The 16,784-nt window shown below is 70.0% G+C and carries 12 protein-coding genes; 7 read left to right on the top strand and 5 right to left on the bottom strand.

Annotation, left to right across the window (positions count from 1 at the left end):
* Window positions 1–60 precede the first annotated feature (60 nt).
* The 3 genes from AC06E6_RS07055 to AC06E6_RS07045 all read right to left on the bottom strand — a co-directional run bounded on the left by AC06E6_RS07055 (window position 61) and on the right by AC06E6_RS07045 (window position 3,513).
* Entirely contained in the window at window positions 61–699 is a 639-nt protein-coding gene (locus AC06E6_RS07055) for a DUF3617 domain-containing protein (protein ID WP_240211687.1), read from the bottom strand.
* Between the two features lie 510 nt (window positions 700–1,209).
* Window positions 1,210–2,340, bottom strand: coding sequence for a PilT/PilU family type 4a pilus ATPase (locus AC06E6_RS07050; RefSeq protein WP_104938227.1), 1,131 nt, complete (start codon window positions 2,338–2,340; stop codon window positions 1,210–1,212).
* Window positions 2,341–2,475: 135 nt separating this feature from the next.
* Complete coding sequence (locus tag AC06E6_RS07045; protein WP_104938226.1) at window positions 2,476–3,513, bottom strand: type IV pilus twitching motility protein PilT; 1,038 nt, start codon at window positions 3,511–3,513, stop codon at window positions 2,476–2,478.
* A gap of 268 nt (window positions 3,514–3,781) precedes the next feature.
* Between AC06E6_RS07045 and proC the strand changes: the two genes are divergently transcribed.
* Window positions 3,782–4,621 (top strand): pyrroline-5-carboxylate reductase, encoded by an 840-nt coding sequence (gene proC / locus AC06E6_RS07040; RefSeq protein WP_478060948.1) that lies wholly within the window; start codon window positions 3,782–3,784, stop codon window positions 4,619–4,621.
* 95 nt (window positions 4,622–4,716) lie between these two features.
* Here the strand turns inward: proC and AC06E6_RS07035 are convergent, their stop codons facing one another.
* Window positions 4,717–6,672, bottom strand: coding sequence for an esterase/lipase family protein (locus AC06E6_RS07035; RefSeq protein ID WP_478060729.1), 1,956 nt, complete (start codon window positions 6,670–6,672; stop codon window positions 4,717–4,719).
* Window positions 6,669–7,727 (bottom strand): Lnb N-terminal periplasmic domain-containing protein, encoded by a 1,059-nt coding sequence (locus tag AC06E6_RS07030; RefSeq protein ID WP_478060728.1) that lies wholly within the window; start codon window positions 7,725–7,727, stop codon window positions 6,669–6,671. Before AC06E6_RS07030 ends, AC06E6_RS07035 begins: the two co-directional genes overlap by 4 nt.
* A 320-nt stretch (window positions 7,728–8,047) precedes the next feature.
* Between AC06E6_RS07030 and AC06E6_RS07025 the strand changes: the two genes are divergently transcribed.
* The 6 genes from AC06E6_RS07025 to AC06E6_RS07000 all read left to right on the top strand — a co-directional run.
* Window positions 8,048–8,677 (top strand): RNA polymerase sigma factor, encoded by a 630-nt coding sequence (locus AC06E6_RS07025; protein ID WP_313229162.1) that lies wholly within the window; start codon window positions 8,048–8,050, stop codon window positions 8,675–8,677.
* Window positions 8,652–9,644, top strand: coding sequence for a FecR family protein (locus AC06E6_RS07020; protein WP_313229160.1), 993 nt, complete (start codon window positions 8,652–8,654; stop codon window positions 9,642–9,644). Before AC06E6_RS07025 ends, AC06E6_RS07020 begins: the two co-directional genes overlap by 26 nt.
* A gap of 125 nt (window positions 9,645–9,769) precedes the next feature.
* The gene (locus AC06E6_RS07015) at window positions 9,770–13,114 is read left to right on the top strand and encodes a TonB-dependent receptor domain-containing protein (protein ID WP_478060727.1); all 3,345 of its coding nucleotides are present in this window, start codon (window positions 9,770–9,772) and stop codon (window positions 13,112–13,114) included.
* Window positions 13,115–13,183: 69 nt separating this feature from the next.
* Complete coding sequence (locus AC06E6_RS07010) at window positions 13,184–14,794, top strand: alkaline phosphatase D family protein (RefSeq protein WP_409476427.1); 1,611 nt, start codon at window positions 13,184–13,186, stop codon at window positions 14,792–14,794.
* A gap of 82 nt (window positions 14,795–14,876) precedes the next feature.
* A complete protein-coding gene (locus AC06E6_RS07005; RefSeq protein ID WP_409476426.1) occupies window positions 14,877–16,124 on the top strand; it encodes a ComEC/Rec2 family competence protein in 1,248 nt (415 codons plus the stop codon).
* 302 nt (window positions 16,125–16,426) lie between these two features.
* A partial coding sequence (locus AC06E6_RS07000) for a hypothetical protein (protein WP_478060726.1) occupies window positions 16,427–16,784 on the top strand: 358 nt, incomplete at its 3' end.

Raw genomic sequence — 16,784 nt, 5'->3', positions numbered from 1 at the left:
CACCCGGTGGCCGCGGCTCGCGGTGCCCGCGGGACGCGGGGCCGGAACAGGCGGGGTCATTCAGTGGGCATGGCCCTGGACGCGCGCGGCATCGTCGGCCACGTTCACCGTGATGCCGTTGGGCAGGCGCATGTCGCCGGCGCGCTGCCCGGCACCGCAGGGCCCGAGCCAGCGCCCCTGGAACCGCACCGGGCCGACGTTGTTCTGCGGTGCCTGCGGGAAGCGGACGCTGAAGGTGCCGGCATAGACCGACCGCAGGTCGCCCCACAGTTCCATGCGTCCCTGCACAGGGCTCTGGTGGGTGCTGCAGGTCGTGGCGATCTCATGGCCGCCGCCCTGCCCGCTGCGCCGGGTGACCTGGGTACGGCTGCAGTTCTCGTGCGCCGGCAACAGTGCCAGCAGCATGACCGGCTCGACGGCGGCGCTGGTGCATTGGCGCACCGTCACCTCGGGCTGCATCGCGCTCCCCGGACCCTGCGCCGCGTGCGCGGCCAGGGTCACTTCCCACAGTCCCGGCTTGCGGGCCGGCAGGGTCGCCCCGGCGGCGGGCGAAGCGCCCCCGGCAACCGGTGCGGCGGACACCACGCACGGCAGCAGGAGCAGCAGCAGACTGGCCACCCTGGGCCAGCGGCGCGCCAGGCGCGGCAACGGCATGCCCGGCAGGCACGCGAACGCGGCCCGGGCAGCATCTTCAAGCACTTGAACCATCCAGCCCCCATCTGCAAAGCACTGCCCTGTGCCCCATCCGCCGCCGGGAGGGGATGACATCCCTACCCGCGCACGCATCCACCGTCGCCGCCATTCAGCAGCAACGCGTTGCATGTAAGACAGAAGCCCCCTGATCTGGAATTGGGCCGCAGACCGCAGAACAATTCCCACACGGGTCACATTTTCACGTTTACTTCACAAAATTACAACAACTGCTTACGGACCCGGCCCCCACTCCGCAGACGGCGCCGCGGCCGCTGCCGGCGGCGCCGCGGGCCGGGCAGCGAGGGCATGCAGCGCGCATGCGTCCACCGCGGACGGGCACGCACGGGCGCGGGCGACAGTCCCGGGAAGGTCACTGCAGACAGGTGCCCGCGGGCGGCGCCACGCGGACGGATGCGGCGCATTGCGCCGGGGTGGCAAAAAGCCAGGGAGCGGCCGCGCCTGCACGGCGGGCCCGCGCCCTGCCCGTGCGGGCAGGGCGGTCAAGCGGGCGATCGCTCAGCGCGTACCCGCGATCTCCACGCCATCGAGCCCCTGCGACAGGGTCTTGGCATCGCCGCCCTGCGAGAGCTTGATGCGCAGGCGTACTTCGTTCTGCGAGTCGGCGTAGCGCAGCGCGTCGTCGTAGCTGATCTCGCCGGCCTGGTACAGCTCGAACAGGCTCTGGTCGAAGGTCTTCATGCCCAGCTGCACCGATTCCTTCATCACTTCCTTGAGCTTGTGGATCTCGCCGTCGCGGATGTAGTCCTGCACCAGCGGCGTGCCCAGCAGGATCTCCATCGCCACCCGGCGCCCCTTGCCATCGGGCGTCGGCACCAGCTGCTGCGCGACCACGCCCTTGAGGTTGAGCGACAGGTCCATCAGCAGCTGGCTGCGGCGGTCCTCGGGGAAGAAGTTGATGATGCGGTCCATCGCCTGGTTGGCGTTGTTGGCATGCAGCGTCGCCAGCACCAGGTGGCCGGTCTCGGCGAAGGCGATGGCATGGTCCATGCCCTCGCGGGTGCGGACCTCGCCGATCATGATCACGTCCGGCGCCTGGCGCAGGGTGTTCTTCAGCGCCGCGTCCCAGCTGTCGGTATCGATGCCGACCTCGCGCTGGGTGATGATGCAGCCCTCGTGCTTGTGCACGAACTCGATCGGGTCCTCGATGGTGATGATGTGCCCGGTCGAGTTCTGGTTGCGGTAGCCGATCATCGCCGCCAGCGAGGTCGACTTGCCGGTACCGGTGGCGCCGACGAACAGGATGATGCCGCGCTTGGTCATCGCCAGCGTCTTGATCACCGGCGGCAGGTTCAGCTCTTCCACCGTCGGGATCCGCGTCTCGATCCGGCGCAGCACCATGCCCACCTGGTTGCGCTGGTAGAAACAGCTGACGCGGAAGCGGCCCACGCCGGACAGGCCGATGGCGAAGTTGCACTCGTGGGTCTTCTCGAACTCCTCGCGCTGCGCCGGCGTCATCACGTTGAGCACCATGTCGCGGCTCTGCTGCGGGGTCAGCGGCGTCTGCGTGATCGGGCTGATCCGGCCGTGCACCTTCATCGACGGCGGCATGCCGGCGGTGATGAACAGGTCCGACGCCTTCTGGTGCGCCATCAGCTTGAGGAACGAAGTGAAATCAATGGTGCTCATAACGGGCTCCTGTGGAACCTTGATCTGCAGGCCGGCGCCGGCGCCCTCCCCCGGGGCCGACGGCGTTGCCGGTACCGACTGTACGCCTTGCACGGCGCAACGGCGACGCGGCGTGCCGCGCCGTCACCTTGCGCCTTATTCGAACAGGCGCCGGTCCTTGGCGTATTCACGGGCCTGGTTGCGGGTGATCAGGCTGCGCTTGACCAGGTCCTGCAGGTTCTGGTCGAGGGTCTGCATGCCCGCCTGCTGGCCGGTCTGGATGGCCGAGTACATCTGCGCGACCTTGTCCTCGCGGATCAGGTTGCGGATCGCCGGGGTGGCCACCATGATCTCGTGCGAGGCGATGCGGCCGCCGCCGACCTTCTTCAGCAGCGCCTGCGAGATCACCGCGCGCAGCGATTCGGACAGCATCGAGCGCACCATCGGCTTCTCGCCGGCCGGGAACACGTCGATGATGCGGTCGATGGTCTTGGCCGCCGAACTGGTATGCAGGGTACCGAACACCAGGTGGCCGGTCTCCGCGGCGGTCAGCGCCAGGCGGATGGTTTCCAGGTCACGCAGTTCGCCCACCAGGATGTAGTCCGGGTCCTCGCGCAGCGCCGAACGCAGCGCTTCGTTGAAGCCGTGGGTGTCGCGGTGCACTTCGCGCTGGTTGATCAGGCACTTCTGCGGGGTGTGCACGAATTCGATCGGATCCTCGACGGTGAGGATGTGGCCGTACTCGTTCTTGTTGATGTGGTCCACCATCGCCGCCAGCGTGGTCGACTTGCCCGAACCGGTCGGGCCGGTGACCAGGATCAGCCCCTGCGGCTGCTCGATCAGCTGCCGGAACACCGGCGGGCACGCCAGGTCTTCCAGGGTCAGCACTTCCGAGGGAATGGTACGGAACACCGCGCCGGCACCGCGGTTCTGGTTGAACGCGTTGACGCGGAAGCGTGCCAGCGAGGGAATCTCGAAGGAGAAGTCGACCTCGAGGAACTCCTCGTAGTCGCGGCGCTGCTTGTCCGACATGATGTCGTACACCAGCGCGTGGACCTGCTTGTGGTCCAGTGCCGGGATGTTGATGCGGCGCACGTCGCCGTCGACGCGGATCATCGGTGGCAGGCCGGCGGACAGGTGCAGGTCCGAGGCCTTGTTCTTGACCGAGAACGCCAGAAGTTCAGCGATGTCCATGCGCTGTGTTTCCCCAAGGTTGCGGATGGCTGGAAGGTGTTTCCCCTGCCGTCCAGTATAGCCCTCCGGCGTAAGAGGTCGATCCATGGCGGCCGATTGCAGGCAGCGCGTCACAACCGCCGCCGCGACCGCCGGCGCCGGGCCGCCCGGCCCGGGTGCGGCCGGTCGCCCGGGCACCCCGCGCCGCGTGGCTGGCTACACTGTGCGCCCGGGCGCTGCCATGCGGCGGCGGCCGGTGAGTCCCGCCCCCGATCGTTACGAGGCCTGCATGCGCGGCAACCACCCGACGTCTCCCCTTCCCACCGGCATCAGCTTCGTCGGCGGCGGCAACATGGCCCGCAGCCTGATCGCGGGCGTGACCCGGGCCGGCGTGCCGGCCGCCGCGATCGAGGTGGTGGAACCCCAGGACGCCCTGCGCCAGGCGCTGCAGCGCGAGCATGGGGTGCGCACCGCTGCCGCCGTCGCCTCGGCGGCGCTGGACGGCCAGGTGGTGGTGCTGGCGGTCAAGCCGCAGGTCATGGCCGCGGTCTGCACCGAACTGGCGCCACGGCTGCGCGCCGGCACCCTGGTGGTGTCGATCGCCGCCGGCATCCCCCTGGCCGCCCTGCGCGGGTGGCTGGGGGACGCCGCGGTGCTGGTGCGCGCCATGCCCAACACCCCGGCGCTGCTGGGCGCCGGCATGACCGGGCTGTACGCCGGCGCCGAGGTCGGCGATGCCGAACGCCAGCTCGCCCAGGCCATCCTCGCCGGGGCCGGGCAGATCCGCTGGATCGAACGCGAGGCGCTGATGGATGCGGTCACCGCCGTGTCCGGCAGTGGCCCGGCCTATGTGTTCGCGCTCGCCGAAGCGATGGAGGACGCGGCCCGCGCGCAGGGGCTGGCCGATGACGCCGCGCGGCAGATGGTGGTGCAGACCATCCTCGGCGCGGCGCGCATGCTCGCCGAGGGCGGGCAGAGCCCCGCATCCCTGCGCCAGGCCGTCACCTCGCCCAACGGCACCACCCAGGCCGCGCTGGAAACCCTGGCCGGCGGCGGCTTCCACGCGCTGGTGGGCGACGCGGTGGCCGCGGCGGCGCGGCGCGGCCGGGAGCTGGCCGGGGCCGGCTAACGCCGGCCGCCCGCCGGCGGCACGGCCGCGGCGCATCACCGCGGACCGCTCGGCCCGCTGGCGCCGACGGCCGCCGTCCACCGGCGCGGAACCGCTCAGCGGCCGGTGCCGCCGTCGTGCAGGCGCAGGTCCTGGCGCAGGATGTGGCGCACCTCGAGCACCGCCTCCGGGGTTTCCTGCACGCTGTGCCCGGACAGGATCACCTTTTCCGACAACGCCCCGTCCAGGTGCGCGCTCCAGTACGGCACCAGCCCGTCGTCGGATGCCTCCAGCGGCACGTCCGCCTTGCGCCGGGCGATGAGCGAGTGGTACTTCAGCCCCGGCGCCATCGGCAGCGCGGACGAAGCGCTGATGAACGGGTCGCTCGCCTTGAGGTTGTCGATGCTGTTGCCCACGCGCGGCGGCTTGGACGTGTCCGCGGACGGCCCGCCATCCTGCATGGCCAGGAACACATCCTCGAACTTGCCCAGGATGGTCAGTGGCAGCCGCACCAGCTTGCCGATCAGCCGCCCCAGCCGGTTGCCGGCGATATCGGTGCCACGGTGCGGCGAGGCGATGAAGATCGCGCGCCCGACATCGGGTTGGGGTGAGAAGCGCGCCAGCGGCCGCAGCCGGGCCTCCACCCGGCGCAGGCGCTCGCCGCGCAGGTTGAAGCGCTCCACCGCACCGTTCCACAGCGTGTCGCCCGATTCGCTGAGCATCAGCCGCGCGATCACCCCCCCCATGCTGTGGCCGATGAACACCATGTCGTGGCTGGCCGCGGCGGTGCGCCCCGGGTCGAAGTGGTCAAGCGTGCGGTTGAACGCGTTGCTGATGGTGTAGCGGTTCAACGCGATCGGCGCATTGGTCGGGTAGTAGACCGACCAGATCTGGTAGTGCCGGCGCATTTCCGGATCGCCCATGATCTCGTTGGCCAGATTCACCCATGCCTCCGGGCTGCTGGCCAGGCCATGCAGCATGAAGATGATGCGGCGGTCCGGATCGTACGGCTGCATCAGGTAGATATGCGGTTCGCGGATACCTTCGCCCCGGCCGAACAGGGTGCGCAGCGACTCGGTGGCGAACCCGGACTGCGCCATCCACAGCCCGTAGGCAGCAGTGAAATTGGCCGCCAGCGGAACCTCCTGGCCCTCCAGGCGGAAGCTGCTGGTGGTGTCCGGCGACCACGCCTCCAAGCGAATCTCGCGCGTGGCCAGCACCTCGTCCAGGGTGCCGCCGCCGAACCGCAGCAGCGCGGTGGCGTTGATCGCCGGCATCTCGCTGAACACCGGTGCCGCGACCGGGCCGGCGCCGTCCACCGGAACCGCCAGTGGCGGCGCCTCCATCACCACCACCAGCTCGGCGCCGAAGCCATCGCGGCGGTAGGTGCTGCGCAGGCCGGCGAAGCTCAGCGACGCGGCCGGCACCAGCTGCCGGGGGACGCCATTGAGCCGCAGCCGGTCGAAATCGGCGCGGATCGTCCAGCGGTCCACCTGCACCGGGCTGCGGTAATCGGCGCCCTCCAGCGCACGGGCGCGGGTCTGCTGGAACACCACCGCGGCGGTCTGTTCGGCGGCGTAGTTGTAGTAGTCGCGCACCTGGGTGAGCCGGTCCTCCAGCGCGCGCTCGGCCGGCGTCCGCCCGCTGAAGAACAGGTACGCATAGGCGTAGCGTGCGGTTTCCAGCCAGGCGTCGAGCGCGGCGTCGGACAGCGTGGCCGCTTCGCCCGCCCTGGCCTTGGGCGTCAGCGCCAGCGCCTGCTGCATCCACAGCTCGGCGAGCGTGGACAGGCGCTGCTCGGTCTGCAGCCCATCGGTGGTGGCCACCGTCTGCCGGCAGGCGGGCAGATCCCGGGCGCATTGCGCGGCGGTCAGGCCGATCACGCTCAGCGCTTCCTGTGACAGCGCGCTCAACCGCCCGCTGTTGAGGATGTCGTCGCGCTTGAGCATCGTATAGTCGGCCGGCGTGACCGGCTTGACCTTCACCATCGCGCAGCCACTGCACAGCAGCATCGCCGCGGCGAACAGCGGGAACAGCCAGCGGCGCATGCGCGCCTGCAGCCCGTGCGTCATGGAACATGTTCCTCGGCAATGCCGGGGACGCCTTCGCGGATCCGACGGGAAAAATCGGCCGCGTCGCCCGCCTCGCGGGCGCGCAGGGTGATGCGGCCGCGCGCGCGCAGCGTCGCGTAGGGCACGCCCGGGGTCAGCCCGCCCACGTCGGCGGCATACTCGGCCAGGTAACCCGAGAGCAGCAGCCGATAGTCCAGTGGCAGCGTCGGCACCACCCGCCGCATCAGTTCGTACACGATGGTGGTGCAGTTGCTGGTCAGCGAGTTGTAGAACACCGGGGTCCGTTGCAGCGCCTGCGCCAGCGCCACGTAATCGCGCAGCAGCGCGCGCATCGCGTCCGGGTCCAGGCCGTGCAGGCGGTAGAGATAGACGTCCTCGCCGCGCACGCTGGTACGCACCTGCACGATATCGCGCTCGTCGGCGGCCACCAGCACCGCCTCGAAGCGGCGGAAGAAGCCGCCCAGTGCCGAGAACGATTCGCCGCGCTCCTTGCGGATCTCCAGCGAGAACACCAGTTGCCGGCCATCGGCGAAGCCGAACGAGACCAGCGTGTGCGCGATCGCCGGCCCCATCCAGTAGGACAGGATCAGGTCGACCGAACGCACCTGCGCCAGGTCGTACTCGCGCCGCTCCCAACGGATGTCGTAGTCGTCCTCTGTGCGCCAGTGGAAATCACGCACGTTGTCCAGCAGCAGGCGCCCGCCCTCGATCCGCGCACGCAGCGGCTGCGCGACGTCGTCGGCCCACGCCCGGTCCTGCCGCGGCTGGATCGTCGTCCACCAGCCGAGCAGCAGCACCAGCCCCGCGGCGAATACCGCCAGTGACCGCCAACGCCGCCCGGGGGCGAAGCTGGCACGCAGCGCCCAGGCCCAGGGAACGCACCAGGCCGCGACGGCCACGCCCCGTGCCAGCGCACCGCCGGGGAACTGGAACCACAGCGCCAGCGCGCCCCATGCGCCTGCCACCAGGCAGGCGAGCGCCAGCCCGGCCGCTCCCAGCACGTGCGATGCCCGGCCCGCGGCCGTCGCCCTACCTGTGACCACCCACGCCCCCATGCCCGCAACGCCTTGCGCACCGCCGGGCCGTCCCTTCGTCCGCCGCCACGATCGCTCCATCCTGTTCCATCCTCCGGCGGCGCAACGATAGCGTGCGGGCCGCGCAAAGCCGAGTGAAACATGTGCCCGCAACGGCAACGCGACTGGCACCGCGGCGCACGCGTGGCACCGGCGGCAATCGACGCCCGGTGGCGGCGGCCCGGGTGCGCCGCGTGGTCCGTCGCGGCAGCTGCGGCCACGGTGGCTGTAACCAGACTGCAACCGCGGCGACGGCATGATCCCGCCCTTGCATGCGCGGTGCCGGGGCCGGGGAACAACGCTTGTCGCTTTCAATTGAAGAGACCGGGGCCGTCGATGCCCTGCTCGACGACGGCGCAAGGACACGCTGGTTCGTGCGCCACATCCTGCCGCACGAGCCGGCGCTGCGGGCCTGGCTCGGGCGCCGCCACGGCGCCGGCTTCGATGTCGACGACATCGTGCAGGAAAGCTACGCGCTGCTGGCCGAGCGCACGCGGCTGGACGACATCCTCAATCCACGCGCCTATCTGTTCCAGGTCGCGCAGTCGCTGGTGATACGCAACCTGCGCCGCGCGCGGATCGTGTCGATCCAGGCGATGGAGGACTTCGGCCACGTCGAATTCGCCGACGCCGCCGCCACCCCGGAAGAGCGCGCCATCGACCGCGACGAACTGCGGCAGCTGGCGCAGGCCATCGCCGCGATGCCCGGCCAGACCCGCGAAGCGTTCGTGCTGCGTCGGGTGCACGACCTGCCGCAGCGGGAAATCGCCCGGCGCATGCGGCTGTCCGAAAGCACGGTGGAAAAACACATCTCACGTGGCATCCGCTGGCTCGGCGACTGGATCAGCGCCGGCCTGGCCCATGCCCCTTCCCCTTCCACGCAACATGCGGACACGAGATCGCCCCATGGACGGACCCGAAAGCAGCGCTGAGATCGCACGGGCCGCCGCGGCCTGGGTGGCACGCATGGACCGGGCGCCGCTGGACGCGGCCGACCAGCAGCGGCTGCGGCTGTGGCTGGCGGGCGATATCCGCCGCCGCGGCGCGCTGGTACGCGCGCAGGCGCTGTGGCAGCAGGCCCACGCTGCCGGCAACACGCTGCACCGCGCGCACCTGCAGGCCGCCACCAGCGCCACCGCCACGGCGCCCGCCCGCCACCGCCGCGGCGATGGCCGCTACCGTGCACTGCTGCGCTGGTCCGGCGCGGTGGCCGCCTCGCTGGTGCTGGCCGCGCTGTTGTTCGTCAGCGTCCCGGTACCCACCGCCTATGCCACCGCCAAGGGCGAGATGCGCCGGGTACCGCTGGCCGGTGGCTCCACGCTCACCCTCAACACCCAGAGCCGGGTCAGCATCCACGACGACGACGGCCGCCTGCGGGTGGAGGTCGAGTGCGGCGAAGTGTTCTTCGAGGCCGCGGCCAATGCCACGCCATTGCGGGTGGAGGTCGATGGCCGCCGCTTCGACGCGGGCACGGCGGCGTTCGCCGTGCGCCGGCTGGCCGGCCAGCCGGCGCAGATCGTGGTGCAGACCGGCTGGCTCGATGCGGTGGACAACGGCGCGGTGCGCGCCGGCATCGGCGCCAACATGCGGCTGTCGCTCCCGGCCGGGCGCGCGGCGGCCGCGCCCACGCCGCTGTCGGCCACCGACCTGCAGCAGGAGCTGGCATGGCGCGACGGCAAGATCGCCTTCCGCGGCGAGTCGCTGGCGGACGCGGCGCACAGCTTCTCGCGCTACAGCGACGTGCGCATCGTCATCGCCGACCCGGACCTCGCGGGTGAACCCATTACCGGCCTGTTCGCCGCCAGCAACCCGGTCGGCTTCGCGCGTGCCGCGGCCGCGGTGTTCGGGGCGCAGGCCCATCAACGCGACGGCGTGGTCGTGCTCAGCCGGCGGCCGTGACCGATGCCGGCGCCTGCCGCCGCGCCGGCACGCCCATGAATTTTTCGTGACAGATGGAGGAAGCACCCGGTGCCGCAGCTCTATGGAGGGACCCCGTCGGGCACCCCCACACCAAGAGCAGCGAAATGATCCAACCGAAGAAGCTCCTACTGGCCAGCGCCGTGGTATTGGCACTGGCGTCCACGCCCCAGGCGATGGCGCAGCAGCGCCACTTCAACGTACCGGCGCAGCCGGCGGCGCATGCGATCCCCGAGTTCGCCAGCCAGGCCGGCGTGCAGATCGTGGCGCCCGCCGGCTCACTGCAGGACATCCACACGCCGGCCATCCGCGGCGAAATGGATGCCCGCGATGCGCTGCGCAGACTGCTGCAGGGCACCGGACTGGAGATCCGTTCGGACGACGGCGGCATCATCACCCTGCGCAGGAAGCAGGCCGCCGGCGGCACGCCCGCACAGGGCACCGGCTACATCACCGGCAGTGTGTTCGACCCGGCCACCGGTGGCTTCCTGCGCAATGCCGCGGTGCGCATCACCAGCGCCGCCGGCACCCGCACGGTGTACTCGGGCGAGCGTGGCGAGTTCGCGCTGGCCGATGTGCCGGCCGGCGAAGTCACCATCAGCGTCAGCTACGCCGGCTTCGGCGACGTCGAGAAGACCGTGCGACTGGACGACGACGGCCGCGAACGGGTGGACATCGAGCTCTACAGCACGCTCGCCGGGCGCGGCGATGGCGCCGACACCACCCTGGACACGCTGCAGGTGGTCGGCGCGCGCGAAGGCGACGCCCGCGCGATCATGGAACAGCGCGCGTCGATGAACATCACCAACACGCTCTCGGCCGACAGCTACGGCGAGATCATCGACGGCAACCCGGGCGAGTTCCTGAAGAACATGCCGGGCGTGGACTTCGACGTCACCGCCGACGACGTGCCGCGCAACATCTCGCTGCACGGCCTGCCGCAGCAGTACACCGGGGTGACCATCAACGGCGTCAAGCTGGCCGGCGTGGATGCCAACGACGGCGCCGCCGCCTCGCGCACCTTCAGTTTCGAGCAATCGGCCCTGACCGGCGTCGATTCGATCACCGTCTACACCACCAGCGGCGCCGACATGGACGCCAACGCCCCGGCCGGCACCATCGACATCCGCACCCGCAAGGCGTTCGACGGCAAGGGCCGGCGCATCACCGTCGATGTCAGCGGCGCCACCCACGCCGCGCTGTGGGACAAGTACCGCAGCGGCCCGCGCGAGGGCGGCTACGACCGCAGGTTCCTGCCCGGTTTCAAGGCCAGCTACGCCGACGTGTTCCTCGACGGGCGCCTGGGCGTCGCCGCCGGCATCAGCAACAGCACCAGCCTGGTCGAGCATGTGCAGACCACCGCCAACCGCAACTACATTCCCACCGCGGCGAGCCCGGAGCCGTATGCGGTCACCTCGATCGTCGGCACCAACTACGAACGCGAGTACAACCGCCGGGCCGCCTCGCTCGGCGTGGATTTCAAGGCCACCGACCAGCTGATCCTGTCGCTGATGGCCTCGGCCAGCCGCGGCGACATCGAAGCGGCGCAGCCCGCGCCCACGTTCACCACCAATGCGCGCTCGCGGGGCGTCCAGGGCGACCCCGCGCTGGATTTCACCACCCGCTCCACCGCCACCGCCACCACCCTGAGCACGGCCAGCACCTACAACTACAAGTTCGGCCACAGCCGCAACCTGATCCCGAGCTTCGAGTGGAGCACCGAGAAGTTCCGCCTGGCCGGCAACCTGTTCTACTCCGACTCCGACAGCCAGTACGACTCCACCCGCAAGGGCCAGGTGCAGACCTTCAACCCGGTCACCTCGACCGGCAACTTCAGCGCCTCGCGCAGCAGCCAGTACGCGCAGGACTGGAACATCGTCCAGACCAGCGGACCGGACTGGAGCCTGCCCTCGAGCTACACCTTCAGCGGCCCGGCGACGGTCACCACCCGCAGCGGCAAGACCGCCGAGGCGCGCAACAGCGGCGGCAGCCTGGACCTGAGCATCTTCCAGGACATCGGCAGCGTGCCGGTGACCTGGAAGACCGGGCTGAAGCTGTCCACCACCCGCTACGCCTACGAGAACACCTCCGCCGCGCACAAGTGGACCTACACCGGGCCGATGGGCAAGGCCGAACTGCTCGAACACATCCGCAGCGACAACGTGTTCACCTTCGGCCGCGGCGGCATGACCGTGACCACGTTGAACGGCGGCAGCCTGTACATGCCCAGCCTGACCAGGCTGTACCAGATGATGCAGGCCAACCCGGAACAATGGAGCAACACGCTGACCGCGGCGAACTGGTACGACGCCCATATCGCCAACTCGCGCCGGCTGGACGAGCAGATCGGTTCGGCCTACGTCATGGCGACGGCCGATTTCAGCGCCCACCTCAAGGGCCAGTTCGGCGTGCGCTGGGAGCAGACCCGCAACACCGCCCATGAGTTCGACCCGCTCAGCGCGCAGGACGTGGCGGCCGCCGGCCATGCCGTGGACGCCGGCAGCGGCCGCGCCACCACCATCGAGGGACTGAAGTACCAGTACCTGACCCGCGACCGGATCGAGCGCCGCAGCCGCTACGACGACTTCTTCCCCAGCGCCTCGCTGAAATACTCCTTCGACAACGGCCTGGACCTGATCGCCGGCTACAACCGCGCCATCCAGCGCCCGGACGTGGGCGTGATCGCCGGGGTGTGGTCGGTGGCCGAGACCGAGGACGGCACCGTGGTGACCGCGCCCAACGTCAACCTCAAGCCGGAGTACTCGGACAACTTCGCGCTGCGCGCGGTGAAGTACTGGGAACCGGTGGGCCTGGTCGCGCTGAACTACTACCACAACCGCATCCGCAACGGCATCGTCGCCCGCAACCTGTCCGCGCAGGAGTTCGGCTACAGCGGCGACCAGTATGCCGACGCCACCTTCAGCACGTCGGCCAACCAGTCCGACCGCGCCATCAGCGTCGATGCCTGGCAGCTGGAGTTCAACCATGCCATGGACTACCTGCCCGGCGTGCTGCGTGGCCTGACCGTGCGCGGCGCGTACATGTACGCCAATCCGTCCGAGCCGCTGCCGCGGGTGGCCTCGCAGGTGGCGCAGTTCGGCGTCGGCTGGAAGTACGGGCGCGTGCGGCTGAGCCTCAACAGCGTCTATTCCAACGAGAAGGACCGTGGCCAGACCGGCAACATCGCCACCCCGGGCGGGACCATCACCCAGTCGCAGCCGTTCATTCCCTACGCCGAGGTCAACCTGTCGGGCAGCTACACCTTCATCCGCAAGACCCGCGACAACGTTCTGGGGCTGGAGGCGTTCTTCTCGGTGAACAACCTGCTCAGGCGCCATCGCGGCACCTGGTACGCCAACGACGAGATCTGGCCCGGCAGCAGCGGCCACCACAGCCAGATCGACATCTACAGCGGGCAGAAGGCATCGATCGGCATCCGCGCCCGCTTCTGAGCGGGCCGTCCACATCCCTCCGGCGCGCGCACCGCGCGGTGCGCCGCCTCCTGCACATCGAGGATGACCATGCGCACGTTTCCCGAACTCAGCCGCCGCAGGTTCCTGCTCGGCGCCAGCTCGCTGGCCCTGTTCGCCGGCCTGGCGCCGGCATGCGGCGTACGCGCCGCACCGCCGCTCGACGGCTACCCCTTCACCCTCGGCGTCGCCGCCGGCGACCCCTGGCCGGACGGCTTCGTGATCTGGACCCGGCTCGCGCCCAGGCCGCTGCACGAGCACGGCGGCATGCCGATGGTCGCGGTGCCGGTGAAGTGGCAGGTGGCCGAGGACGCGCACTTCGCGCGCGTCGTGCAGAGCGGCGAGTACCTGGCACGGCCCGAACTCGGCCACAGCGTGCACGTGGAAGTGGCCGGGCTGCAGCCGGCACGTCCGTACTGGTACCGCTTCATGATCGACGGCGGCGACGCCAGCGCCACCGGCAGCGCACGCACCGCGCCGCGCGCCGGCGCCATCCCGCAGCGCCTGCGCATCGCCGTGGCCGGCTGCCAGGCCTACTTCCATGGCTGGTTCGATGCCTACCGCCATCTCGGCGAGGAACCCGAGCTCGACGCCCTGTTCCACTACGGCGACTACATCTACGAAGGCAGCGAAGCGGCGTCGCGCAAGGCCGGGTACGCGATCCGCGACGCGGCCGGCAACCCGGTCGAGCGGCTGCACCATGGCGACGAGCTGTACACCCTGGACGACTACCGCCGCCGCTACGCGCAGTACAAGAGCGATACCGACCTGCAGGCCGCGCATGCCGCCGTCGCCTTCATCTGCTCGTTCGACGACCACGAAGTGGACAACGACTGGAACGGCCCCTGGGACCAGGACCGCACCCCGCCGGAACTGTTCGCGCTGCGCAGGCTGCACGCGATGCAGGCCTGGTACGAGAACTCGCCGGTACGCCGCGCGCAGCTGCCGCGTGCCGATGGCGGCACCGCGTATTTCCGGCGGCTGGACTACGGCAACCTGCTGCGCATGCACGTACTGGACACGCGCAGCCACCGCAGCAACCAGATCTGCCCGAATCCCAGGTCGCTGGCCAAATGCCGCTTCGAGCAGGGCCAGGACTCGAGCATCCTCGGCGCGGAACAGGAAGCCTGGCTTCATGCAGGCCTGGGCGGCGGCAGCCGCTGGAACCTCATCGCCCAGCAGGTATGGGTGATGCCGCTGCAGGGACGCGACCCCGACGGCCGCCTGCATGGCGCGTACGAGGACAAATGGGACGGCTTCCCGGATTCGCGGCGACGCCTGCTCCAGGGCATCCACGACCGCAAGCTCGGCAACGTGGTCATCGCCACCGGCGATGCGCACATGAATGCCGTGGCCGAAGTGCCGCTGCGCGACGACGAGCGCGACGGTCCCGCGGTGGCGACCGAGTTCCTCGCCACTTCGATCTCGTCCAATGGCGACGGCGCCGTCGATTCGCCGAGCGTGCGCCGCTTCGACCAGGCCGACAACCCGTTCCTGAAGCTGATCGACAACCTGCGCGGTTACCACGTCCACGAGATCAGCGCCACGCAATGGCGCACCGATATCAGGGTGATGGACCAGGTGCAGCGCAAGGGCGGGCGGATCTCCACCCGCGCCAGCTTCATCGTCGAACCGCACGTGCCCAAGCTGCACCGCGCATGACACCCGCGCCGGTACTTCCACGTCCACTTCCGCATCGGCATTTCCGCGGCTGCCCGTCGGCCGCGCTCCCGCCTACACGCCCATGAACACACGCATCCTGTTGCTTGCCTTGCCGGCGCTGGCCGCCAGCGCCTTCGCACGGCCACCGGAAATCGGCCAGCCGCTGCCGCCATGGCGCGACGGCGAACTGGACATCCACCACATCAACACCGGGCGCGGCGACGCCCTGTTCTTCATCCTTCCCGACGGCACCACCCTGCTGGAGGACGCCAGCGGCAAGACGGTCGAAGCGCCGCCGTTCTCGCTGCCGAGCCGGCCCGATGCCTCGCGCCCGCCGGGGGAATGGGTCGCGCGCTACGTCCAGCGGATGCTGCCGTCCGGCCACGGCGGCATCGACTACGCGCTGCTCTCGCATTTCCATGGCGACCACATGGGCGCGATCACCGCCGACTCCCCGCTCGCCGCCAACGGCGCCTACCGGCTCAGCGGCATCACCCAGGTCGCCGAATCCGTGCCGATCGCCACGATCTTGGATCGCGGCTGGCCGCACTACGACTTCCCGGCGCCGATCCGCAACGCCACGCTCGACAACTACCGCCGGTTCCTCGACTGGCAGATCCGGCACCGCGGCCTGAAAGTTGAACGCTTCGCACCCGGCCGCAACGACCAGATCGCCCTGCTGCATGCGGCCGGCAACTACCCGGGCTTCGAGATCCGCAACCTGTATGGCAACGGCCGTGTCTGGACTGGCCAGGGCAACGCCACCCGCGACCTGTTCCCGCCGCTGCATACCCTGGGCAAGGACCAGCAGCCGATCGAGAACATCCTCAGCAGTGCCTTCGTCATCCGCTATGGCAGGTTCGATTATTTCAGCGGCGGTGACCTCAGCGACGAGCGCGTCGCCCTCCCCGATGGCGACGGTGCGTGGCAACAGGTGGAACGGCCTGTGGCCGAAGCCGCCGGCCCGGTCGATGCGATGAAGGCCAACCACCACGGCAGCTGGGACGCCAACAGCGCCGCGTTCCTGGCGGCGCTGCGCCCGCGGGTGATCGTGGTGACCGCGCGCGCCGAAGGCCACCCGGCGGTAAACACCTGGCACCGGCTCACCTCGAAGGCGCTGTGGCCCGGTGAGCGCGACATCTTCGTCACCCACGTGTCCGAGGCCACCGCGCGCACCACCTACGGCATCGAGCGGCAGGCGCGCAGCACCCAGGGCCACGTGGTGATCCGCACCGCTCCCGGCGGCGACAGCTACCGCGTGTTCGTGCTCGATGACGGCGACGAGCGGATGCGGGTCAAGGCGGTGTTCGGCCCCTACCCCGCGCAGTAAGCGCAACCGGGCGCATCGCGCAACCCGCGCTGCAGCCCGGACGGCGGGCGATCCAGACCACGGAAGGCAAAACGCAAAAGACCGGCCTGGGGCCGGTCTTCATGCGTTGCAACAGTGTCTTGGTGGGCGGTGCAGGGTTCGAACCTGCGACCCTTGCCGTGTGAAGGACGAGAAAGGCCCTTGTGCCGCAAGGGCTTCGGTCGCAGGCCAGCCGGATCGCCGAGGACTGACGGAAGTCGGCGGAGCTGCTGGAGGAGGGCGCCAACTTCTTCGTCACCGCGGCAGTGGATGCCCGGAGCGGCTTGGACCTGTGGAGCGGGATCGGGCTGTCCGCCCTGACCGACTACGTGGAGCGCATGCAGGCGGCCGACGAGCAGCTGGTGGCGGCCTACTCCCGTCTGGCCGGCACGGCGAAGTCCTACGGCACCCTGATGGCGGACATCGCCACTCAGGTGATGACGGCGGACCTGTCGGGCTACCAGCAGCAGGCGTTGAACATCGAGCGCACGTATCGGCAGCAGGTGAAGTCGGCCAACGACTACGCCAAGGCGCTCGGGTTGTCCGGCGCCCGGGCGGAGGACTTGGCGAAGATCGAGGAGCTGCGCGCGCTGCAAATGGGCAAGCTGCAGGCGCAGATCGAGTCCGACAAGAAGAGCATCA

It is taken from the genome of Stenotrophomonas sp. Steno-Z10-HUANG, assembly GCF_056393075.1.
This window is presented reverse-complemented; position numbering and strand designations above follow the sequence as displayed.

Bases quoted from the DNA above. Each gene is read 5' to 3' on its own strand.
- AC06E6_RS07050 (WP_104938227.1), bottom strand. From the start codon at position 2,340: ATGAGCACCATTGATTTCACTTCGTTCCTCAAGCTGATGGCGCACCAG.
- AC06E6_RS07045 (WP_104938226.1), bottom strand. From the start codon at position 3,513: ATGGACATCGCTGAACTTCTGGCGTTCTCGGTCAAGAACAAGGCCTCG.
- proC (WP_478060948.1), top strand. From the start codon at position 3,782: ATGCGCGGCAACCACCCGACGTCTCCCCTTCCCACCGGCATCAGCTTC.
- AC06E6_RS07035 (WP_478060729.1), bottom strand. From the start codon at position 6,672: ATGACGCACGGGCTGCAGGCGCGCATGCGCCGCTGGCTGTTCCCGCTG.
- AC06E6_RS07030 (WP_478060728.1), bottom strand. From the start codon at position 7,727: ATGGGGGCGTGGGTGGTCACAGGTAGGGCGACGGCCGCGGGCCGGGCA.
- AC06E6_RS07020 (WP_313229160.1), top strand. From the start codon at position 8,652: ATGGACGGACCCGAAAGCAGCGCTGAGATCGCACGGGCCGCCGCGGCC.
- AC06E6_RS07015 (WP_478060727.1), top strand. From the start codon at position 9,770: ATGATCCAACCGAAGAAGCTCCTACTGGCCAGCGCCGTGGTATTGGCA.
- AC06E6_RS07010 (WP_409476427.1), top strand. From the start codon at position 13,184: ATGCGCACGTTTCCCGAACTCAGCCGCCGCAGGTTCCTGCTCGGCGCC.
- AC06E6_RS07005 (WP_409476426.1), top strand. From the start codon at position 14,877: ATGAACACACGCATCCTGTTGCTTGCCTTGCCGGCGCTGGCCGCCAGC.